The sequence below is a fragment of the Xanthobacter flavus genome, assembly GCF_017875275.1.
Classification (GTDB): Bacteria; Pseudomonadota; Alphaproteobacteria; order Rhizobiales; family Xanthobacteraceae; genus Xanthobacter; species Xanthobacter flavus_A.
On sequence record NZ_JAGGML010000001.1, the window covers coordinates 1,931,719 to 1,952,488 of the forward strand.

16 protein-coding genes are annotated in these 20,770 nt (G+C 68.3%); 11 read left to right on the plus strand and 5 right to left on the minus strand.

The window, feature by feature from the left end:
• Positions 1–22 precede the first annotated feature (22 nt).
• Entirely contained in the window at positions 23–1,414 is a 1,392-nt protein-coding gene (locus J2126_RS09355; protein ID WP_209486041.1) for a nucleobase:cation symporter-2 family protein, read from the minus strand.
• Between the two features lie 307 nt (positions 1,415–1,721).
• On the opposite strand from J2126_RS09355, the gene uraH reads away from it, so the two are divergent.
• Genes uraH through J2126_RS09370 form a run of 3 tightly spaced genes read left to right on the plus strand, consistent with a single transcriptional unit; the run spans position 1,722 to position 4,838 of the window.
• Positions 1,722–2,072: a hydroxyisourate hydrolase gene (gene uraH, locus J2126_RS09360; RefSeq protein WP_209486043.1), complete on the plus strand. Its 351-nt coding sequence runs from the start codon at positions 1,722–1,724 to the stop codon at positions 2,070–2,072.
• Positions 2,073–2,076: 4 nt separating this feature from the next.
• On the plus strand, positions 2,077–3,555 hold the full coding sequence (gene puuE, locus J2126_RS09365; protein WP_209486045.1) for an allantoinase PuuE: 1,479 nt from the start codon (positions 2,077–2,079) through the stop codon (positions 3,553–3,555).
• Between the two features lie 14 nt (positions 3,556–3,569).
• Positions 3,570–4,838 (plus strand): allantoate amidohydrolase, encoded by a 1,269-nt coding sequence (locus J2126_RS09370; RefSeq protein ID WP_348634271.1) that lies wholly within the window; start codon positions 3,570–3,572, stop codon positions 4,836–4,838.
• A 365-nt stretch (positions 4,839–5,203) separates the two neighbouring features.
• On the opposite strand, the gene J2126_RS09375 is transcribed toward J2126_RS09370, so the two are convergent.
• From J2126_RS09375 to J2126_RS09385, 3 genes are all read right to left on the minus strand, one after another.
• Positions 5,204–6,211, minus strand: a complete 1,008-nt coding sequence (locus J2126_RS09375) for an Hsp33 family molecular chaperone (protein ID WP_209486047.1) — start codon at positions 6,209–6,211, stop codon at positions 5,204–5,206.
• A gap of 134 nt (positions 6,212–6,345) precedes the next feature.
• The gene (argF, locus tag J2126_RS09380; RefSeq protein ID WP_209486049.1) at positions 6,346–7,278 is read right to left on the minus strand and encodes an ornithine carbamoyltransferase; all 933 of its coding nucleotides are present in this window, start codon (positions 7,276–7,278) and stop codon (positions 6,346–6,348) included.
• The gene (locus J2126_RS09385) at positions 7,275–8,483 is read right to left on the minus strand and encodes an aspartate aminotransferase family protein (protein WP_209486051.1); all 1,209 of its coding nucleotides are present in this window, start codon (positions 8,481–8,483) and stop codon (positions 7,275–7,277) included. Before J2126_RS09385 ends, argF begins: the two co-directional genes overlap by 4 nt.
• Positions 8,484–9,049: 566 nt before the next feature.
• On the opposite strand from J2126_RS09385, the gene J2126_RS09390 reads away from it, so the two are divergent.
• Positions 9,050–9,613 carry a GcrA family cell cycle regulator gene (locus J2126_RS09390; RefSeq protein WP_209486053.1) on the plus strand — a complete coding sequence of 188 codons (564 nt, stop codon included), beginning with the start codon at positions 9,050–9,052 and terminating at the stop codon, positions 9,611–9,613.
• A 335-nt stretch (positions 9,614–9,948) separates the two neighbouring features.
• On the opposite strand, the gene hisS is transcribed toward J2126_RS09390, so the two are convergent.
• Positions 9,949–11,475, minus strand: a complete 1,527-nt coding sequence (gene hisS, locus J2126_RS09395; protein WP_209486055.1) for a histidine--tRNA ligase — start codon at positions 11,473–11,475, stop codon at positions 9,949–9,951.
• Positions 11,476–11,758: 283 nt separating this feature from the next.
• On the opposite strand from hisS, the gene ybaL reads away from it, so the two are divergent.
• The 7 genes from ybaL (at position 11,759) to serA (ending at position 20,733) form a co-directional block, all read left to right on the plus strand.
• Positions 11,759–13,648 carry a YbaL family putative K(+) efflux transporter gene (ybaL, locus tag J2126_RS09400; RefSeq protein ID WP_209486057.1) on the plus strand — a complete coding sequence of 630 codons (1,890 nt, stop codon included), beginning with the start codon at positions 11,759–11,761 and terminating at the stop codon, positions 13,646–13,648.
• Positions 13,649–13,778: 130 nt separating this feature from the next.
• Positions 13,779–14,687 carry a metal ABC transporter substrate-binding protein gene (locus J2126_RS09405; protein WP_209490007.1) on the plus strand — a complete coding sequence of 303 codons (909 nt, stop codon included), beginning with the start codon at positions 13,779–13,781 and terminating at the stop codon, positions 14,685–14,687.
• Positions 14,684–15,580: a manganese/iron ABC transporter ATP-binding protein gene (locus J2126_RS09410; RefSeq protein WP_209486059.1), complete on the plus strand. Its 897-nt coding sequence runs from the start codon at positions 14,684–14,686 to the stop codon at positions 15,578–15,580. Before J2126_RS09405 ends, J2126_RS09410 begins: the two co-directional genes overlap by 4 nt.
• A 223-nt stretch (positions 15,581–15,803) precedes the next feature.
• Positions 15,804–16,664: a metal ABC transporter permease gene (locus J2126_RS09415; protein ID WP_209486065.1), complete on the plus strand. Its 861-nt coding sequence runs from the start codon at positions 15,804–15,806 to the stop codon at positions 16,662–16,664.
• Positions 16,661–17,497: a metal ABC transporter permease gene (locus tag J2126_RS09420; RefSeq protein WP_209486067.1), complete on the plus strand. Its 837-nt coding sequence runs from the start codon at positions 16,661–16,663 to the stop codon at positions 17,495–17,497. Before J2126_RS09415 ends, J2126_RS09420 begins: the two co-directional genes overlap by 4 nt.
• A 126-nt stretch (positions 17,498–17,623) precedes the next feature.
• Positions 17,624–18,799 (plus strand): phosphoserine transaminase, encoded by a 1,176-nt coding sequence (locus tag J2126_RS09425; protein WP_209486069.1) that lies wholly within the window; start codon positions 17,624–17,626, stop codon positions 18,797–18,799.
• Between the two features lie 347 nt (positions 18,800–19,146).
• Positions 19,147–20,733, plus strand: coding sequence for a phosphoglycerate dehydrogenase (gene serA / locus J2126_RS09430; RefSeq protein ID WP_209486071.1), 1,587 nt, complete (start codon positions 19,147–19,149; stop codon positions 20,731–20,733).
• The last annotated feature ends 37 nt before the right edge of the window (positions 20,734–20,770 follow it).

Here is a 20,770-nt window from a genome sequence, read left to right on the forward strand (position 1 = left end):
CCGGCCTGCCCCTGACCGGACCTCAGTGCGCCTCGGCCTGCTTGGCGGCGGCGACGATCTCCTCGGTCGAGCTCTTCTTCACGCCGTTGAAGAAGACGTTGAGCACGACCGCGACGATGGCGCAGAGCAGGATGCCGCTCTCCAGAAGCGGGTGCAGCTCGTGCGGCAGCGCCTTGAAGAAGTTGGGCGACACCAGCGGGATCATGCCGAAGCCCACCGCGATGGCGACGATGAAGAGATTGTTGCGGTTGGTCTTGAAATCGACGCCGGTGAGGATGCGCGCGCCGGTGGCCGCCACCATGCCGAACATCACGAGACCCGCGCCGCCGAGCACCACCTGCGGAACCGCCTCCACCAGCGCGGCCATCTTCGGCAAAAGGCCGAGGGCGAGCATGATGACGCCGCCCGTCACCGTCACCCAGCGCGAGCGAACGCCGGTGACGCCGACGAGGCCCACGTTCTGCGAGAAGGAGGTGTAGGGGAAGGTGTTGAAGATGCCGCCCAGCAGCGTGCCCACGCCATCGGCCCTGAGGCCGCGGGCGAGCGCCTTCTCGTCCACCGGCTTGCCGGTCATGTCGGAGAGGGCGAGGAACATGCCCAGCGACTCGATCATCACCACGATCATCACGATGCACATGGTGATGATGGGCACGAGGTGGAACGTGGGCATGCCGAAGTGGAACGGCAGGATCACGTCGAACCACGGCGCCGCCGCGACCTTCTCGAAATGCATGAGGCCCAGGGCTGAGGCGAGCACCGCACCGGCGACGATGCCGAGCAGCACCGCCACGTTGGCGACGAAGCCCTTGCCGAAACGGATGAAGGCGAGGATCACCAGCAGCACGAACAGCGCGATGCCGAGGCCCTGCAGCTGCCCGTAATTGGGGTTGGCGATCTGCACCACCTTGCCGTCGATGGTCTGGGTGAAGAAGGGGATGCCGCCGCCCGCCCAGTTGATGCCCACCCGCATCAGCGAGATGCCGATCACCATGATGATGGTGCCCGTGACCACCGGCGGGAACAGCGGCAGAAGGCGCGAGATGAAGGGGGCGACGATGATGCCGAAGATGCCGGCGGCGATGACCGAGCCGTAGATGCCGAGGATGCCGATGGACGGATCGTTGGCCATGGAGAGCATGGGGCCGACGGACGCGAAGGTGACGCCCATCATCACCGGCAGGCGGATGCCGACGCCGAGGATGCCGAGGCACTGGGCGAGGGTGGCGAGGCCGCAGGCGAACAGGTCGGCCGAGATCAGGAACGCCACCTGCTCCGGCGGCAGCTTCAGCGCCCGGCCGATGATGAGCGGCACGGCGACCGCACCGGCATACATCACGAGCACATGCTGGAGGCCGAGCGCCGCGAGTTTCGGTGTCGGCAGGACTTCATCTACGGGATGAACGGCTTGTGACATCAGGTTTCCCCAAACGGAAGGTCGGTTGAAACGGAAGGGCGTTCTTCAAATTTTTTTGGCGACGGCAACGCTCCGGCGCGGGAACCGAACGGGCATTGCCCAACACATCGGCATGCCTCATTGGAGATCAAATCCTGCGCCGGGGAAACAGGTCGGGAAATCGGAATATCTTCCGATTTTTTCGGAAAATAGATCGGCGAGGCGCAGGTTATGCTGCCGTGCAGCGGACCTTTGCCCCGGCCTCCAGCCCTGCGCACCCAAGGCGTGGCGGGCGGTCGGGGCTGAACCAGGAACGGATGAGGAAGCGATGGGGCGGCTGTCCACGCATGTGCTCGATACGGTGTCCGGCGGCCCTGCCGCCGGTGTCGCGGTTGAACTCTACCGGCTGACCGCGGAGGGCGAACGCGCCCTCGTCACCACCCGTCAGACCAATGCGGACGGCCGCACCGACACGCCCCTGCTGGCGGGCGACGACTTCATCCCCGGCACCTATGAGCTGGTCTTCCACATCGGCGCGCATTTCCGCGCCACGGGCGCGCCGGTCGCCGACCCGCCCTTCCTCGACGTGGTGCCGCTGCGCGTGACCCTCATCGAAGGCCACTATCACGTGCCGCTGCTGTGCTCCCCGTGGAGCTATTCCACCTATCGGGGATCCTGAGCCCATGCCCGCCCCCTTCACCGGACGCGACAATTCCGGCATCCCCACCGATCCCGTCACCGGCAAGCCCTATCCGCGCGATCTCGTGGGCTACGGCCGCAATCCGCCCCATCCCCATTGGCCGGGGGATGCGCGCATCGCGGTGCAGTTCGTGGTGAATTACGAGGAGGGCGGCGAGAATTCGGTGCTCCATGGCGACAATGCCTCGGAGGCCTTCCTGTCCGAGATCATCGGTGCCGTGCCGTGGCCCCGCCAGCGGCACATGAACATGGAATCCATCTACGAGTTCGGCGCCCGCGTCGGCATCTGGCGGCTTTTGCGCCTGTTCGGCGAGCGCAACATGCCGGCGACCGTCTATGGCGTCGCCACCGCGCTCGCCCGCAATCCCGATGCCGTCGCAGCCATGCAGGAGGCCGGCTGGGAGCTGGCGAGCCACGGCTACAAATGGATCGAATACAAGGACTTCACCCGCGACGCCGAGCGCGAGCACATCGAGGAGGCCGTGCGCCTGCACACTGAGGTGACGGGCGAACGCCCCCTCGGCTTCTATCAGGGCCGCTCCGCCGAGCACACGGTGCCGCTGCTGATGGAGGAAGGCGGCTTCCTCTATGTGGCCGACAGCTATGCGGACGAGCTGCCCTACTGGATCCATGGCCCGCGCGGGCCTCAGTTGGTCGTGCCCTACACGCTCGACGCCAATGACATGCGCTTCTCGGTGGCGGCGGGCTTTGCCAACGGCACCGAATTCTTCGACTATCTGAAGGACAGCTTCGACCTGCTTTATGCCGAGGGCGCCACCGCCCCGCGCATGATGTCCATCGGCCTCCACCCCCGCCTCGCCGGACGGCCCGGCCGGGCGCAGGCGCTGGCCCGTTTCCTCGACTACATCGCCGGGCACGAGAAGGTGTGGGTGGCGCGCCGCCTCGACATCGCCCGCCACTGGATCGCTCATCACCCACCCGTCGGGGGATACCGGCCCACCTACATGCCGCGCGGCCTGTTCGTGGAACGGTTCGGCGGCATCTACGAGCATTCCCCGTGGATCGCGGAAGGCGCCTATGACAAGGGCCTCACCGCCGCCGCCGACACCGCCGAGGGGCTCAACGACGCCCTCGCCGCCGTGCTGCGCGCCGCGCCCCCTGAGAAGCAGATGGGTGTCATCCACGCCCACCCGGATCTCGCCGGCAAGCTCGCGGAGGCAAAGCTCCTCACCGCCGAGTCCGCCGCCGAGCAGGCCTCCGCCGGCCTCGACCAGCTCACGCCGGACGAGAAGGCGCGCTTCACCGCGCTGAACGACGCCTACAAGGCGAAGTTCGGCTTCGTCTTCATCATGGCCATCCGCGGGCGCAGCAAGGCCGACATCCTCGCCGCCTTCGAGCGCCGCCTCGCCCACGACCGGGAGACCGAGGTGGCGGAGGCGCTGGCGCAGATCGAGCGCATCGGCCTGCTGCGCCTCTCCCAGATGCTGCCGGCCGCCTCCTGAACAAGGTCTCCCCCGTGCCCCGCTCCGCCACCGGCTCCGCCTCGCTCCCCTCGCCCCTCGACGGCGAGACCATCGTCTCTCGCCTGAAGGAGCTAGCCGCCTGCACCGACGTGCCCGGCGAGATGACGCGCCTGACGCTGACCCCGGCCCACAAAAGGGCGGCGGCGCAGGTGTCGTTCTGGATGCGGGAGGCGGGGCTCGCGCAGGTCCACATGGACGCCACCGGCTCCATCGTCGGCCGCTATGCCGCCGACCGGGCGAACGCCAAGACCCTCATCCTCGGCTCGCACATCGATACCGTGCGCAATGCCGGCATCTATGACGGCAATCTCGGCGTGCTCGTCGCCATCGCCGCCGTGGAGGCGCTGAAGCAGAACGGCATCCGCCTGCCCTTCGCCATCGAGGTCGCGGCCTTCGCCGACGAGGAGGGCGTGCGCTTCCTCTCCACCCTCACCTCCTCCAAGGCCATGGCCGGCCTCTTCGATCCGAAAAGCCTGGAGGACGTGGACGCGCAGGGCATCTCCCGCATCGAGGCGCTGCGCTCCTTCGGCGCGCCGGTGGATCGCGTCGCCGACTGCCGGCGCGATCCCGCCGAGACGCTGGGCTATGTGGAAGTGCATATCGAGCAGGGCCCGGTGCTGGAGGCGGCGGGCGCGCCGCTCGGCATCGTCACCGGCATCGCCGGGGCCTCGCGCGGCTATGTGCGCATCCGGGGCGAGGCCGGCCATTCCGGCACGTTGCCCATGGCCATGCGCCACGACGCGCTCGCCGCCGCCGCCGAAATGATCCTCGCCGTGGAGGCGCGCGGCCGCGCCGACGGGAAGGAACTCGTCGCCACGGTCGGCACCCTCATCATCGCCGGCAGCGCGGTCAACGTGGTGCCCGGGGAGGTGCAATTCTCCCTCGACGTGCGCGCCCTCTCGGACGCATTGCGCACCCGTGCCGTCGCCGACATCCGCGCGGCGGTCGCCGATATCGCGGCCCGGCGTGGGGTGAAGGCCAGCGTGGACATCGGCCACGAGGTGCCCGCCGCCCCCTGCCACGGACCGCTCAAGGAGCGCATGGCGCGGGTGGTGGAGAGCCTTCAGCTGCCCGTGATGCGCCTGCCCTCCGGTGCCGGCCACGACGCCATGGTGTTTCGCGGCGTGATGCCCATGGCCATGCTGTTCGTGCGCTCGGAGAACGGCAGCCACAACCCCCGCGAATACGCCGCCCCCGCCGACATCGGCCTCGCGGCGGAAGCGCTCTATGCGTTTCTGCTGAAGACGGCGGAGGAGATGTGAGGGGCGGGAGGCAGCCCCGCCCACCGCGCTGTCATCGCCCGGCTCGTCCGGGCGATCCACGGATGGTCTGACGCCGTGCCCCGATGGCCGGGAGCCGACAGACGGAGGGGTGGATCCCCCGGATGAACCGGGGGATGACGGCCTCTTGCAGCGAGGACGCCGCCTCTTACCATCCCCACTCAACCGTCATCGCCCGGCTCGTCCGGGCGATCCACGGGTGGTCTGACGCTAAGCCTTAATGGCTGGGCGCCGACAGGCGGAGGGGTGGATCCCCCGGATGAACCGGGGGATGACGGCTCTTGCGGCGCGGGCGCCGCCTCTTACCCCCGCCCACCGAACCGGAGCACGACGGCACACCTAAAATGTCACCCGTCCGCCCGGCCGAGAACCTCCTCGGCGGTGAACTTGTAGGTGCGGCCGCAGAATTCGCAGGTCACCGTCACCTTGCCGTCGTCCTGGATCATCTCGCGGCGCTCCTCCGGCCCGAAGGAGGCGAGGACGCCGGAGACCTTTTCGCGCGAGCACGAGCAGCGCGCGGCGATGGGCAGCGCGTCGAACACCCGCACCCCGCGCTCGTGGAACAGGCGGTAGAGCAGCCGCTCGGAGGAGAGGTCGCGGTCGATCAGCTCCACGTCCTCCAGCGTGCCGACGAGGGAGCGGGCCTCCACCCAGGCGTCGTCCTCGTCCACCGTGTGCTCTTCCACGCCCTCGGGCGCGTCGCCGGGGGAGAGGTCGGCCATGCGGGCGCGGGAGGCGTCCTGCGGCAGGAACTGGGCGAGCAGGCCGCCGGCACGCCAGGAGGACTCCCCTCCCCCCGGCTTCATCTCCTCGCCGACGGCGAGGCGCACCCGGGTGGGGATCTGCTCCGACTGGTGGAAATATTCGTGCGCCGCCGCCTCCAGCCCCGAGCCGTCGAGGGCGACCACGCCCTGGTAGCGGTTGGTGCTGATGCCCTGGTCGATGGTCATGGCGAGATGGCCACGCCCGAGCAAAGCCGCGGGCGAGGTCTCGTTGCGGCGCTCTGCTTCCGCCAGGGCATCGGCATCGTAGCGGGCATAGGCGCGGATCTTGTCGGGGGTGACGAAGTCGGCCACCACCATGTCCACCGGCCCGTCGGTCTGGGTCTGGAGGATGAAGCGGCCCTCGAACTTCAGCGAGGAGCCGAGCAGGACGGCGAGCGTCACCGCCTCGCCCACCACCCGCTTCACGGCGGGGGGATAGGCGTGATGGGCGAGAAGCGCATCGAGCGTGGGGCCGAGGCGGACCGTGCGGCCGCGAATGTCGAGGGCGTCCACCTGGAAGGCGGTGACGATATCGTCCTGCGCGGCATCCGATGCGGCGCGGGTGGCGGTGCGGGTGCGCTCGCCCTTCATGACTGGTCTCCGGACGTGCCGGACCCGCCTGCCCGCGCTCTACGCACAGCCAATGGGTCCCAAAGGTTTGGTCCCACACATATTCACGAGCCGGGCCGTTTCAACCCGGCTCGTCCTGTCGTCCGCCAGAGGCCTCAGCCGCCGACCGCGTCGAAGCACCAGGCGAGCACGCCCTTCTGCGCGTGCAGGCGGTTCTCCGCCTCGTCGAACACCACGGACTGCGGGCCGTCCATCACCACGTCCGTCACCTCTTCCCCGCGATGGGCGGGCAGGCAGTGCATGAAGATGGCATCCTTGTCCGCCCGCGCCATCAGGGCCGAATTGACCTGATAGGGCTTGAGGATGTTGTGGCGGCGCTCGGCCTCCTTGTCGCCCATGGAGACCCAGGTGTCGGTGATGACGCAATCCACGCCCTCCACCGCCTCTTCCGGGTCGCGCATGAACTTCACCTTGGCCTTGGTGCGCTTGACGAAATCCTTCAGCGCCTGACGCGGCGACAATTCCTTGGGCGTCGCCACCTTCAGGGAGAAGTCGAAGCGCTGGGCGGCGTGCACCCACGAGGCCAGCACGTTGTTGGCGTCGCCCGTCCAGGCCACCGAGCGGCCGGTGATGGGGCCGCGATGCTCCTCGAAGGTCATCACGTCCGCCATCACCTGGCAGGGATGGGAGATGCGGGTGAGGCCGTTGATGACCGGCACGGTGGCGTATTTGGCCAGCTCCGTCAGGTCGTCATGGTCCAGGATGCGGATCATGATGGCGTCGACGAAGCGCGACAGCACGCGGGCCGTGTCGGCGATGGTCTCGCCGCGGCCGAGCTGCATCTCCTGGCCGGTGAGCATGATGGTCTCGCCGCCCAGCTGGCGCATGGCGAGGTCGAACGACACGCGCGTGCGGGTGGACGGCTTGTCAAACACCATCGCCAGCGACTTGCCGGCGAGCGGCTTTTCCACCGGCTCGCCCGCCTTGCGCCGGGCCTTCAGGTCCTTGGAGAAGTCCAGGACCCGGCGCAGCTCCTCGGCCGGGATCTCGGACAGGTCGAGAAAATGACGCACCCCATTCCCCCTCATTCGGCCGCTCCCTTCACCGGATCTGCGGCGAGGCGCGCCTCGATGCGCCGGCAGGCGGCTTCGATCTTGTCGGCTGCGATGCCCACCTCCTCCTCGCTCACGTTGAGCGGCGGCAGAAGGCGGATGACGTTTTCGGCGGCGCCGGGCACCAGCATGCCCTCCTCGCGCAGCGCCGCGATCAGCTCGGGCGCGGGCACGGCGGCCTTGATGCCGAGCAGCAGGCCCTGCCCGCGCAGTTCGGCGATGACGGCCGGATGGCTGTCGCGCAGCTCGGCGAGGCGCTGCTGGAAGCGGCCGGCGACGCGGTTGACGCGATCGAGGAAGCCCTCCTCCAGGACCACGTCCAGCACCGCATTGCCCACCGCCATGGCCAGCGGGTTGCCGCCATAGGTGGAACCGTGGGTGCCCACCGTCATGCCCTTGGCCGCCTCCTCGGTGGCGAGGCACGCGCCCATGGGGAAGCCGCCGCCGATGCCCTTGGCCACCGACATGATGTCCGGCGTGACGCCGGTCCACTCGTGCGCGAACAGGCGCCCGGTGCGGCCGACACCGCTCTGCACCTCGTCCAGCACCAGCAGCAGGCCGTTCTCGTCGCACAGCTGGCGCAGGCCGGCGAGGAAGCCTGCCGGCGGCACGCGCACGCCGCCCTCGCCCTGCACCGGCTCCACCAGGATGGCGGCGGTCTCGGAGGTCACTGCGGCGCGGGCCGCGTCCAGGTCGCCGAACGGCACCTGGTCGAAGCCCGGCAGGTCCGGGCCGAAGCCTTCCAGATACTTCGGGTTGCCGCCGGCGGCGATGGTCGCCAGCGTGCGCCCGTGGAAGGCGCCCTCGAAGGTGATGATGCGGTTCTTCTCCGGATGGCCGCTCACATATTGATAGCGGCGCGCCATCTTGATGGCGCACTCCAGCGCTTCCGCACCGGAATTGGTGAAAAACATGGTGTCCGCGAAGGTCGCGGCCTTCAGCCGGTCGGCCAGCTTCTCGGCGCCGGGAATGCGGAACAGGTTGGACACGTGCCACAGCTTCGACGCCTGCTCGGAGAGCGCGGCGGCGAGATAAGGGTTGGCGTGGCCCAGCACGTTCACGGCGATGCCGGCGGTGAAGTCGAGGAAACGTCGCCCGTCCGTCGTGACGAGCCAGCAGCCCTCTCCCCTCTCGAACTGGAGGTCGATGCGTGCGTAGGTCGGCAGAACGGGGGTGATCACACTATCCTCCTGGGGGGCTTGGCTTCAGGCTTCGGCCTCGAGGTTGCACGGGTTTGCGAACACTGTGCGACAGCGGGCCCTCGCCCAGCCGCGCGCACAAACTAAAAAAGGCCGCCCAAGCGGGGGCAGCCCGACCTCCGGATTCTAATGATCATGCGCGCGAGGTCAACCGATCGCCGGCCGCGCGGCGAATCGCTGTCGCGACCCGACGCCGCCCAAGGGTAAACGAAGCCTTAAGGAGCTGGGGAAAACACGCCGGCACCCCTTGCCGACTCTGTTGCGAGGACGGGCCATATTGTAGGTTCGTGATCGTCAGCCACGAGATGTCGTGCGCAGGGGCATCAGGAACCCTCTTCCAAGGAACCGCAATCCGGGTCCATCCGAGCGCTTTGCCGCGCACGGGAACGGGAAGGGATTCAGCCCTGCGAAGTCACGGCCCGGACGCGCCCGCAGCGGCGCGCCCGCGGATGGCTGGATGCGGCGCCGAGCGTTTCCGGCGCCCGCGGCGTTCTTGAGATGCTGCCGGTTGAAATGCGGCAAGTAGATGCGGCGAATGGAGAAGAGCGATGAGCTGGAATGACGAGCGCGTCGAACTCTTGAAAAAGCTCTGGAGCGAAGGCCTCTCCGCGAGCCAGATCGCGACGGAGCTTGGCGAGGTGACGCGCAATGCCGTCATCGGCAAGGTCCACCGCCTCGGCCTGTCCGGCCGGGCGAAGTCCGCCCCCACCCCGGCGCGCCCCCGCGCCAGCGGAGCGGCGCCGGCAAAGGCCGGCCCGATGAACGGGCCGATGGGCGCCCCGGCCGGGCGTCCCGACGCTCAGGCGCGGCCGCAGCGGCCCACCACCATCGGCAACACCGCGCTTGCGGCCGATCTGGACGAGGCACCGGAAGAGGCACCGGCGCCCGCCCCCGTCATGAGCGACAACGTGGTGCCCATGACCCAGGGCTGCACCATCATGCAGCTCACCGAGAGCACCTGTCGCTGGCCGCTGGGCGAGCCCGGCACCGAGAGCTTCCATTTCTGCGGCGGCAAGGCCAATCCGGGCATGCCCTATTGCCAGACCCACGCCCGCATCGCCTACCAGCCGGTGCAGGACCGCCGCCGCGACCGCCGTCTCGCGTTTCTCTGAGGCGGGAGGCGCCGGAAGAGGCCTCCGGCGCCGACGGACAGGCGACATGAAAAAGGGCCGGCGTCCGGGCGGAGGCCGGCCCTTCTTGTTTCTGGGGGCGGCGTCATCCCCCGGCTCGTCCGGGGGATCCACGCTTCCGCAGGCCCGCGCCAGGGATGGCTGCGCCGGCCTGTCGGCCCGGTGGATGCCCCGGACAAGCCGGGGCATGACGGCTCAGGAAGACAGCGTTCGCATCGCGTCGGGCGTTCATGCCGCCCAGGAAAAGCAAGATCCTCAAGAAGGATGGCCCGTCTCCAGCCGGAGGCGGGCCTTTTTCTTTCAGCCTGCTTGAGCCCTCAGTCGTCCAGCCCCAGCGAGGGCGCCGCGCGGCGCTCCAGCACGTCGCGGATGGCGGCGACCATCTCGCTTTCCTTCACCGCGAACTGGGCAGGACGGGCGGCGCGATATTCCGCATTGTCGGCGATGCCGGCGGCGATCTTCGCGCCTTCCACCAGATCCTTGATCTGGACCTCACCGGCGTCCTTCTCGTTGGAGCCCTGGATGATGACGGCCGGGGCGCCGCGCCGGTCGGCATATTTCATCTGCGCCTTCATGCCGGCGCCGCCGAGATACATCTCGGCGCGGATGCCGTTGGCGCGCAGCTCGGCCACCATCTTCATGTAATCGGCGATGCGGGCCGGCTCCTTGTCCATGGCCAGCACCACGACGGGGCCGACCTCGGCGTCCGCGTCCATCTTGCCGAGGAAGGCGAGGGCCGCGAGCAGGCGGGAGACGCCGATGGAGAAGCCGGTCGCCGGCACCTTCTCGCCGCGGAAGCGGGCGACGAGGCCGTCATAGCGCCCCCCGCCGGCCACCGAGCCGAAGCGCACGGGGCGGCCGGTTTCGTCGGTGATCTCGAAGGTCAGCTCCGCCTCGTAGACGGGGCCGGTGTAATATTCGAGGCCGCGCACCACGGAAGGGTCGATCTTCACCCGGTCCTGATAGCCGCCGGCCGCGAGCAGGGTGCGGATGTCGTTCAGCTCCGCCATGCCGTCCTGGAAGGCGGCGTTGCCGGCGAGCGCGGTGGCGAGCCCGACATCGTCCAGTTCCACCTCGACGCCCACATCGGTGGCGCGCACGCCCTTGCCGGTGAGCATGGCGAGCACCACGGCCGCCTGCCGCTCATCGAGGCCGGCGCCCTTGGTGAAGTCGCCGCTCTCGTCCTTGCGGCCGGGACCGAGCAGGAGGGCGACGCCCTCGGCGCCGAACTTGTCGAACTTGTCGATGGCGCGCAGCACGGTGAGGCGGCGGCCGGCATTCTCGTCGCCGCCGAGGCCGATGGCCTCCATCACGCCGTCGAGCACCTTGCGGTTGTTCACCTTCACCACATAGGAGCCGCGCGGAATGCCCACCGCCTCCAGCGTGTCGGCGGCCATCATGCAGATCTCGGCGTCGGCGGCCACCGAAGGAGCGCCCACCGTGTCGGCGTCGAACTGCATGAACTGGCGGAAGCGGCCGGGGCCGGGCTTCTCGTTGCGGAAGACATAGCCCGCCCGGTAGGAGCGATAGGGCTTGGGCAGCTGTTCGAAATGCTCGGCCACATAGCGCGCCAGCGGCGCGGTGAGGTCGTAGCGCAGGGAGAGCCACTGCTCGTCATCGTCCTGGAAGGAAAAGACGCCCTCGTTGGGCCGGTCGAGGTCGGGCAGGAACTTGCCGAGCGCGTCCGTATATTCGATGGCCGGGGTCTCCAGCGCCTCGAAGCCGTAGAGCGCATAGACGGCGCGGATCTTCTCCAGCATGGCGCGGGTGGCGGACAGCTCCGCGCCGGTGCGGTCGACAAGGCCGCGCGGGAGCCGCGCCTTCGGCTTGAATTCTTTGGCCATGATGCTTCGAGCTTCAATGCTTCGGGACCCGTGTCCCGCTCGGTAAATGCAAGGGTCGGGGCGTCTTAAAGGACGGGGCCGGTGACGGCAAGGTCGCGGGCCGGGAACGGCTGCGCACGGTGCAAAAAGCTTCCGTTTCGTCACCTGCGCCATGACAGCGCCGTGTTCTGCGCGCATGATGTAAACGGGTCACGGCAACCGCCGACCGATCCTCATCCCAGACCTGCCGTCATGCTGTGCCCTGGGGCGCGGAGTGGCGCCCATTGCCGCATGGAGGACACGCTTGCCCCACGACACGCCGCTTATTGCGACCCTCGTGGGGGCTTTCGTCCTCGCCTTCGTGCTGGGCGCCATCGCGCAGCGCCTCAAGCTGTCGCCGCTGGTGGGCTATCTCCTCGCCGGCGTGCTGGTGGGGCCGTTCACCCCCGGCTTCGTGGCCGACGAGCATCTGGCGCTGGAGCTGGCGGAGATCGGCGTCATCCTCCTGATGTTCGGCGTCGGCCTGCATTTTTCCTTGTCCGACCTTCTGTCGGTGAGAGCCATCGCCATTCCCGGCGCGGTGGTGCAGATCGCGGTGGCGACCCTCATGGGCATGGGCCTCGCCTGGGCGATGGGCTGGGGCCTCGGGGCGGGCATCGTCTTCGGCATCGCTTTGTCGGTCGCCTCCACCGTGGTGCTGCTGCGCGCCCTGCAGGAACGGCGCATGGTGGAGAGCGAGCAGGGACGCATCGCGGTGGGCTGGCTCATCGTCGAGGACCTCGCCATGGTCCTGGCGCTGGTGCTGCTGCCGGCCCTCTCCGGCGCGCTCGGCGGACGCACGGTGACCACCGGCACCATCGACTGGCTGGGCCTCGGCGGGGATGTGTGGACCACGCTCGCCGTTACGCTGGTGAAGGTGGCGGGTTTCGTGGTGCTGATGCTGGTGGTGGGCCGCCGCGTCATCCCGTGGGTGATGCACTGGGTGGCGCACATCGGCTCGCGCGAGCTGTTCCGGCTTGCGGTGCTGGCCATCGCGCTGGGCGTCGCGTTCGGCTCGGCCAAGCTGTTCGGCGTGTCGTTCGCGCTCGGCGCCTTCTTCGCCGGCATGGTGTTGAGCGAAAGCCCCCTCTCCCACCGCGCCGCCGAGGAGACGCTGCCCCTGCGCGACGCCTTCGCCGTGCTGTTCTTCGTCTCGGTGGGCATGCTGGTGGACCCCTCCATCGTGGTGAAGAGCCCGGTTCCGCTGCTGGTGACGGTGCTGATCGTGCTGTTCGGCAAGTCGATCGCCGCCTTTCTCATCGTGCGGGCGTTCGGCTACGGCAATTCCACCGCCTTCACCATCTCCGCCTCGCTGGCGCAGATCGGCGAATTCTCCTTCATCCTCGTGGCGCTGGGCGTGGACCTGCAATTGCTGCCGTCCGAGGGGCGCGACCTGATCCTCGCGGCGGCGATCATCTCCATCCTCGCCAACCCCTTCTTCTTCCTGGTGCTGGACCGCTACCGCGCCCGCCATGCGCCGCTGCGGCCGGAGAAAGCCGCCGCGCCCGTCCCTGCCCCGCAGCCCATTCCTGAACTGCCGGTGACGGCGCTCGCCAACCACACCGTGCTCGTGGGCTACGGCCGGGTGGGCCGCCTCGTCGCCGACGGGCTGAAGGCGGCGGGCACGCCCTTCCTCGTCATCGAGGACCAGGGCGACCGGCTGGAGGAGCTGAAGCGCCTCGGCCTGGAGGCGGTGAACGCCAACGCCGCCTCGGCCCCCGCCATTGCGGCGGCCAATCTCGTCGGCGCGCGGCGCATCATCCTCGCCATCCCGGACGGGTTCGAGGCCAGCAACGTGCTGAAGAGGGCGCGCCAGCTCAATCCCGGCATCGAGATCGTGGCGCGCGCCCATTCGGATGCGGAAGTTGAGCACCTGAGGCAGAGCGGGGCCGATTTCATCATCATGGGCGAGCGGGAGGTGGCGCGCGGCATGCTGGCGCATGTGCTGGAGACCTCCCAGAACGATATCGCCGCAGCCGCGGCCGCCGAACAGGCGGTGCCGGGCGGAAATCAGGCGGGACCGCCGCTTGCCCCGGATGCCGCGCAGGTGGCCGACTCGGCATCGGGCGTGGCAGCCGCCGCTTCCGTGGAGCCCGGCCCCAACCAGCGCGGCCTTGCGGAGCCTGCTGCGGCGGCGCAAAAAGAGACGCTGTAGCTCGACCTTATTGCGAATAATTTGCAATTGCAGGAAGGGTGCGGTAGTTTTTGCGAATTGATCGCAACAGAGGCGGCCGCACCCGTCACGACCGCCGGACCGGAGCATTCCCGTGCCCGACGCTTTCGTTTTGTCCCGCCGGCATTTTCCGGCGCTCGCCCTCGCCGCCGCGGCGGCTTTTCTCGCCCCCCAGCCGGCCCGCGCGGCTCCGCCGTTCAAGGTGGTCACCACCTTCACCGTCATCGCCGACATGGCGAAGAACGTGGCGGGGGACGCCGCGCAGGTGGAGAGCATCACCAAGCCCGGCGCCGAGATCCATAATTACCAGCCGACCCCCGGCGACCTCATCAAGGCGCAGGGCGCGAACCTGATCCTGTGGAACGGGCTGAACCTGGAACTGTGGTTCGAGAAATTCTTCTCGCGCCTGAAGAACGTGCCGAGCGTGGTGGTCTCCAAGGGCGTCGAGCCCATGGGCATCACGGATGGCCCCTATAGCGGCAAGCCCAACCCGCACGCCTGGATGTCACCCTCCGCCGCGCTGATCTACGTGGACAACATCCGCGACGCGCTGGTGAAGTATGATCCGGCCAACGCCGCGACCTACACGGCCAATGCCGCCGCCTACAAGGCGAAGATCACCGCCGCCATCGACCCCATCCGCGCCGAGCTGGAAAAGGTGCCGGCCGAGCAGCGCTGGCTCGTCACCAGCGAGGGCGCCTTCTCCTACCTCGCCCGCGATTTCGGGCTGAAGGCGCTCTACCTCTGGCCCATCAATGCCGACCAGCAAGGTACCCCCCAGCAGGTGCGCCGCGTGGTGGACCTGATGCGGAAGGACAAGATCCCCGTCATCTTCTCGGAAAGCACCATCTCGGCCGAGCCCGCCAAGCAGGTGGCACGGGAGACCGGCGCGCGCTACGGCGGCGTGCTCTATGTGGATTCCCTCTCCGATGCGTCCGGGCCGGTGCCCACCTATCTCGACCTGCTGAGGGTGACCAGCAGCACCATCGCCGCCGGCCTGACGGGAAAGGCGGCACAATGAACGCGCCCCTCTCCCGCCAGAGCCTCGCCGAGGCCGGCGCCGGCATCGTCGTCGAGCATGTCACCGTCACCTATCGCAACGGCCACACGGCGCTGCGTGACGCGAGCTTCGCCATTCCCACCGGCACCATCACGGCGCTGGTGGGGGTGAACGGTTCGGGCAAGTCCACCCTGTTCAAGACCATCATGGGCTTCCTCAAGGCGGCGCGCGGCGAGGTGCGCATTCTCGGCATGAGCGTGCCCGAGGCGCTGAAGCGCAACGTGGTCGCCTATGTGCCGCAGGCCGAGGAGGTGGACTGGACCTTCCCCGTCCTCGTCGAGGACGTGGTGATGATGGGCCGCTACGGCCACATGAACTTCCTGCGCATGCCCGGCGCCGCCGACCGCGCGGCGGTGGAGGCGGCGCTCTCGCGCGTCAACATGCTGGACTTCCGCACGCGGCAGATCGGCGAACTCTCCGGCGGGCAGCGAAAGCGCGTGTTCCTCGCCCGCGCGCTTGCGCAGGACGCCCGCGTGATCCTGCTGGACGAGCCCTTCACCGGCGTGGACGTGAAGACCGAGGACGCCATCATCGGCCTGCTGCGTGCCCTGCGCGACGAGGGGCGGGTGATGCTGGTCTCCACCCACAATCTCGGCTCGGTGCCGGAATTCTGCGACCGCACCGTGCTGGTGAAGGGTACCGTGCTCGCCTACGGCCTCACCTCCGAGGTGTTCACGCAAGCGAACCTCGAAAAGGCCTTCGGCGGCGTGCTGCGCCACTTCGTGCTGGACGAGAGCCATTCCGCCACCCCCGGCACGCTCGGCGTGCTCACCGACGACGAGCGTCCCCTCGTGCTCTACAAGGACCGCCCCGCCCAGAGCGGCACGGCGGGATCGAGCGAGGGGATCGGGTGATGGGCGCACCCGGAACCGCCTTCGCGCCCCGGACAAGCGACAGCGCAGCTGGAGCGCCGAGCCGGGGCCCAGCGCAAGACTCCTGCGCAGCAGCCCCAATCCAGCGGCCTCCGGAGCAGGGCGCCTTCGACATGTCCTTGCGCTGGATCCCGGCTCTCCCTCCGCTGCGCTCGCGCTCCGCTGCGGTCGGCCGGGATACGGGCCGGCGCCGGAGGGCAACGCCATGACCCTCCTCCTCGAACCCTTCACCTATTCCTACATGGTCAATGCCATGTGGGTGTCGGCGCTCGTCGGCGCCGTGTGCGCCTTCCTCTCGGCGTTTCTCATGCTCAAGGGCTGGTCGCTGATCGGCGATGCGCTGTCTCATTCCATCGTGCCGGGCGTGGCGGGGGCCTACATGCTGGGGCTGCCCTTCTCGGTGGGCGCCTTCTTCGCCGGGGCGCTGGCGGCGGGGGCGATGCTGTTTTTGCAGGAGCGGACCAAGCTGAAGGAGGATGCGGTCATCGGCCTCATCTTCACCTCCTTCTTCGGGCTCGGCCTGTTCATGGTCTCGCTGTCGCCGACCTCGGTGAACGTGCAGACCATCGTGCTCGGCAACATCCTCGCCATCTCGCCCGCCGACACGCTGCAACTCGCCATCATCGGCTTCGTCTCGCTCGCCTTGCTGCTCGTGTTCTGGAAGGACCTGATGGTGACCTTCTTCGACGAGAGCCACGCCCGCTCCATCGGCCTGAAACCCACCGCGCTGAAGGTGATGTTCTTCACCTTGCTCGCCGCCTCGACGGTGGCGGCACTCCAGACCGTGGGGGCCTTCCTCGTCATCGCCATGGTGGTGACGCCGGGCGCGACCGCCTATCTCCTCACCGACCGCTTTCCCCGCCTCATCGCATTGTCCGTCGCCATCGGCGCGACGACCTGCTTCGTGGGTGCCTACGCCTCCTATTTCCTCGACGGCGCGACGGGCGGCATCATCGTGGTGCTGCAGACGCTGATCTTCCTCCTCGCCTTCGTCTTCGCCCCGAAGCACGGCGTGCTGGCGGCGCGGCGGCAGGCGGCCGAGGCGCTGAAGGAGGGCGCGGCATGAGCCTTTTCGCCCCCTTCCAGTTCGATTTCATGCAGACCGCCCTCGTGATTGCCGCGCTGGTGGCGGTGCCCATGGCGCTGCTCTCCTGCTTCCTGGTGCTGAAGGGCTGGTCGCTGATGGGGGATGCCGTCTCCCACGCGGTGCTGCCGGGCGTGGTGCTGGCCTATATGGCCGGGCTCCCGCTCGCCTTCGGCGCCTTCGTGGCGGGCATGATCTGCGCGCTCGGCACCGGCTATCTCAAGGCCAACAGCCGGGTGAAGGAAGACACGGTGATGGGCGTGGTCTTCTCCGGCATGTTCGGGCTGGGGCTGGTGCTCTACACCAAGATCCAGACCGACGTGCACCTCGACCACATCCTCTTCGGCGACATCCTCGGCATAAGCTGGGGCGACATCGCCGAGAGCGCGCTCATCGCCGGCCTCGTGACTTTGGTGCTGCTCGCCAAATGGCGCGATTTGCTGCTGAACGCCTTCGACCCCGCGCAGGCGAAGGCGGTGGGGCTTCACACCGGCCTGTTGCATTACGGCCTGCTGGTGATGCTCTCGCTGACCATCGTCGCGGCCCTGAAAGCCGTGGGCATCATCCTCGCCGTGGCGCTGCTGATCGCGCCGGGGGCCATCGCGTTTCTCGTAACGAAGCGCTTCGGCTGGATGCTGGTGACGGCGGTTCTGGTGGCCGTCTCCTGCTCGCTGGCCGGCGTCTATCTCTCCTTCTTCCTCGACTCGGCGCCCGCCCCGACCATCGTGCTGCTGATGACGGGCGTGTTCATCGCGGCGTTCGTCGGGGTGCGGATGAAGGCGCGGCAATCCGAAGCAAGCCTGCCTTCTGTTTAAGCGCCAAGATCAAGCCTTCGGCAGCAGCCCCCTCATCGCCCTTGACGCCCCACCCCCACGAGGCGTAACCCCATCCGTGGGACACCTCCCCCCAACGGGAGGCGCCCATCTGTAAGGATGGACCACATGACGATGAATCCTGCTCCGGCCACGCGCCCGGAGAACCCCAATTTTTCCTCCGGCCCCTGCGCCAAGCGTCCCGGCTGGACGCTGGAAGGGCTTTCCGACGCCCCCCTCGGCCGCTCGCACCGCGCCAAGGTCGGCAAGGTGAAGCTGAAGGAAGCCATCGACCTCACCCGTGAGGTGCTGGAAGTCCCGGCCGACTACCGCATCGGCATCGTCCCCGCCTCCGATACCGGCGCCGTGGAAATGGTGCTGTGGTCCATGCTCGGCGCCCGGCCGGTGGACATGCTGGCTTGGGAAAGCTTCGGCGAGGGCTGGGTGACGGATGTCATCAAGCAGCTCAAGCTCACCGATGCCCGCACGCTGACCGCCCCCTATGGCGAGTTGCCGGACCTCAAGAGCGTCGATTTCACCCACGACGTGGTCTTCACCTGGAACGGCACCACCTCCGGCGTCATGGTGCCGGACGCGGACTGGATCCCGGCCGACCGCGAGGGCCTGACCATCTGCGACGCCACCTCGGCGGCGTTCGCGCAGAAGCTCGATTTCGCCAAGCTCGATGTGGTCACCTTCTCCTGGCAGAAGGTGCTCGGCGGCGAGGCGGCCCACGGCATGCTCATCCTCTCCCCCCGCGCGGTGGAGCGGCTGGAGAGCTACAAGCCGGCCTGGCCCCTGCCCAAGATCTTCCGCATGACCAAGGGCGGCAAGCTCATCGAAGGCATCTTCGAGGGCGAGACCATCAACACCCCGTCCATGCTGTGCGTCGAGGACTATCTCGATGCGCTCAAGTGGTCGAAGAACATCGGCGGCCTGTCCGCGCTCCAGGAGCGGTCCAACCGCAACTTCGAGGCCATCGCCCAGTGGGTGCACCGCACGGCGTGGGTGGACTTCCTCGCGACCGACCCGGTGACGCGCTCCAACACCTCTGTGTGCCTGAAGGTGGTGGATGCGGACGTGACCGCGCTGCCCGCCGACGCGCAGGCCGCCTTCGCCAAGGCCATCGCCTCGGGGCTGGAGAAGGGCGGCATCGCCTACGACATCGGCGCGTATCGCGACGCCCCTCCCGGCCTGCGCATCTGGTGCGGCGCGACCGTCGAGCGCGCCGACGTGGAAGCCCTGACCCACTGGCTCGACTGGGCCTTCACCGAGGCGAAGTCCGCGCTGCCCAAGGCAGCGTGATTTCGGCGGCGTGATTTAAGCTGGGTAAGGCTGGGCAAGCGGTTCGGCTTGGCGCACTGCGTCCCCTCTCCCCTTGCGGGAGAGGGCTAGGGTGAGGGGTAAGACCTCGCCGAAAGCACAGCTCTTGACGCCGCGAGCCCCCTCACCCCCGGCCCCTCTCCCGCCCGAACTCGGCTGTTGCCGAGTTAGGTTCGTGAAAGTCGAACTCGGCAACAGCCGAGTTCGAGGGGAGAGGGGAGAGCGCCGCCCCATTTCACCTCCCCCGCAAGCGGGCGAGGTCCACGCCGGAGACGCGCGAACGACCGCGCATGCCCGGCTCATCCCCTTCGCGAAACGGAGCCCATCCCATGGCACCCCGCGTTCTCATCTCCGACAAGCTCTCCCCCGCCGCCATCCAGATCTTCAAGGACCGCGGCGTGGAGGTGGATTTCCAGCCCGACCTCGGCAAGGACAAGGACAAGTTGGCCGAGATCATCGGCAATTATGACGGCCTTGCCATCCGCTCGGCCACCAAGGTGACGCCGAAGATCCTGGAGAAGGCCAGCCGCCTCAAGGTCATCGGCCGTGCCGGCATCGGCGTGGACAACGTGGACCTGCCGGCCGCGACCGCCAAGGGCGTGATCGTGATGAACACGCCGTTCGGCAATTCCATCACCACCGCCGAGCATGCGATTGCGATGATGTTCGCCCTCGCCCGCGAGATCCCGGCGGCGGACGCCTCCACCCAGGCCGGCAAGTGGGAGAAGAACCGCTTCATGGGGGTGGAACTCACCGCCAAGACCCTCGGCATCATCGGCTGCGGCAATATCGGCTCCATCGTCGCCGAGCGCGGCGTGGGGCTGAAGATGAAGGTCATCGCCTTCGATCCCTTCCTCTCGCCGGAGCGGGCGCTGGACCTGGGCGTGGAGAAGGTGGAGCTGGACGACCTCCTCGCTCGCGCCGATTTCATCACCCTGCACACGCCCCTCACCGAGAAGACCAAGAACATCCTCTCGGCCGAGAACCTCGCCAAAACCAAGAAGGGCGTGCGCATCATCAATTGCGCCCGCGGCGGACTGGTGGACGAGGCGGCGCTGCGCGCCGCGCTCGATTCCAAGCACGTGGCCGGCGCCGCCTTCGACGTGTTCACCATCGAGCCGGCCGAGACCAACCCGCTGTTCGGCCATCCCAACGTGGTGTGCACGCCCCACCTCGGCGCCGCCACCACCGAGGCGCAGGAGAATGTCGCGCTGCAGGTGGCCGAGCAGATGAGCGACTATCTCCTCACCGGCGCCATCTCCAATGCGGTGAACTTCCCCTCCATCACCGCGGAAGAGGCGCCGAAGCTGAAGCCCTTCATCGAGCTTGCGGAAAAGCTCGGCTCCTTCGCCGGCCAACTCACCGACACCGACATCAAGACCGTGCGCATCATCTATGAGGGTGCGGTGGCCGACCTGAAGGTGAAGGCGCTGACCTCGGCGGCGGTGGCCGGCCTGCTGCGCCCGGCGCTGGCCGACATCAACGTGGTCTCCGCCCCCTCGGTGGCCAAGGAGCGCGGCGTGGTGATCGAGGAGACGACCCGCGCCGCCACCGGCGATTACGAGAGCCTCATCACCGTGACGGTGGTGACGGAGCAGTTCGAGCGCTCGGTCTCCGGCACGGTGTTCGCGGACGGGCATCCCCGTATCGTCAACATCAAGGGCATCAAGGTGGATGCCGAGTTCGCCCCCGCCATGGTCTATGTGACCAACGAGGACAAGCCCGGCTTCATCGGCCGCTTCGCGGGCCTGCTCGGCGATGCCGGCATCAACATCGCCACCTTCGCCCTCGGCCGCGATCATGCGGGCGGCGATGCCATCGCCCTGGTGGCGGTGGACGGCGCTGTTCCGGCCGAGCTGCTCGCCAAGGTGCAGGCCCTGCCGCAGGTGAAGGCGGCCAAAGCCCTCGCTTTCTGACGGCCCTCGCTTTCTGAGCCTGCCCCCCGAAAAAGCA

Coding starts and splice junctions, on each gene's coding strand:
- J2126_RS09390 (WP_209486053.1), top strand. CDS start 9,050: ATGAGCTGGAATGACGAGCGCGTCGAACTCTTGAAAAAGCTCTGGAGC.
- J2126_RS09420 (WP_209486067.1), top strand. CDS start 16,661: ATGAGCCTTTTCGCCCCCTTCCAGTTCGATTTCATGCAGACCGCCCTC.
- J2126_RS09355 (WP_209486041.1), bottom strand. CDS start 1,414: ATGTCACAAGCCGTTCATCCCGTAGATGAAGTCCTGCCGACACCGAAA.
- argF (WP_209486049.1), bottom strand. CDS start 7,278: ATGAGGGGGAATGGGGTGCGTCATTTTCTCGACCTGTCCGAGATCCCG.
- J2126_RS09425 (WP_209486069.1), top strand. CDS start 17,624: ATGACGATGAATCCTGCTCCGGCCACGCGCCCGGAGAACCCCAATTTT.
- puuE (WP_209486045.1), top strand. CDS start 2,077: ATGCCCGCCCCCTTCACCGGACGCGACAATTCCGGCATCCCCACCGAT.
- J2126_RS09415 (WP_209486065.1), top strand. CDS start 15,804: ATGACCCTCCTCCTCGAACCCTTCACCTATTCCTACATGGTCAATGCC.
- serA (WP_209486071.1), top strand. CDS start 19,147: ATGGCACCCCGCGTTCTCATCTCCGACAAGCTCTCCCCCGCCGCCATC.
- J2126_RS09375 (WP_209486047.1), bottom strand. CDS start 6,211: ATGAAGGGCGAGCGCACCCGCACCGCCACCCGCGCCGCATCGGATGCC.
- hisS (WP_209486055.1), bottom strand. CDS start 11,475: ATGGCCAAAGAATTCAAGCCGAAGGCGCGGCTCCCGCGCGGCCTTGTC.
- J2126_RS09410 (WP_209486059.1), top strand. CDS start 14,684: ATGAACGCGCCCCTCTCCCGCCAGAGCCTCGCCGAGGCCGGCGCCGGC.
- uraH (WP_209486043.1), top strand. CDS start 1,722: ATGGGGCGGCTGTCCACGCATGTGCTCGATACGGTGTCCGGCGGCCCT.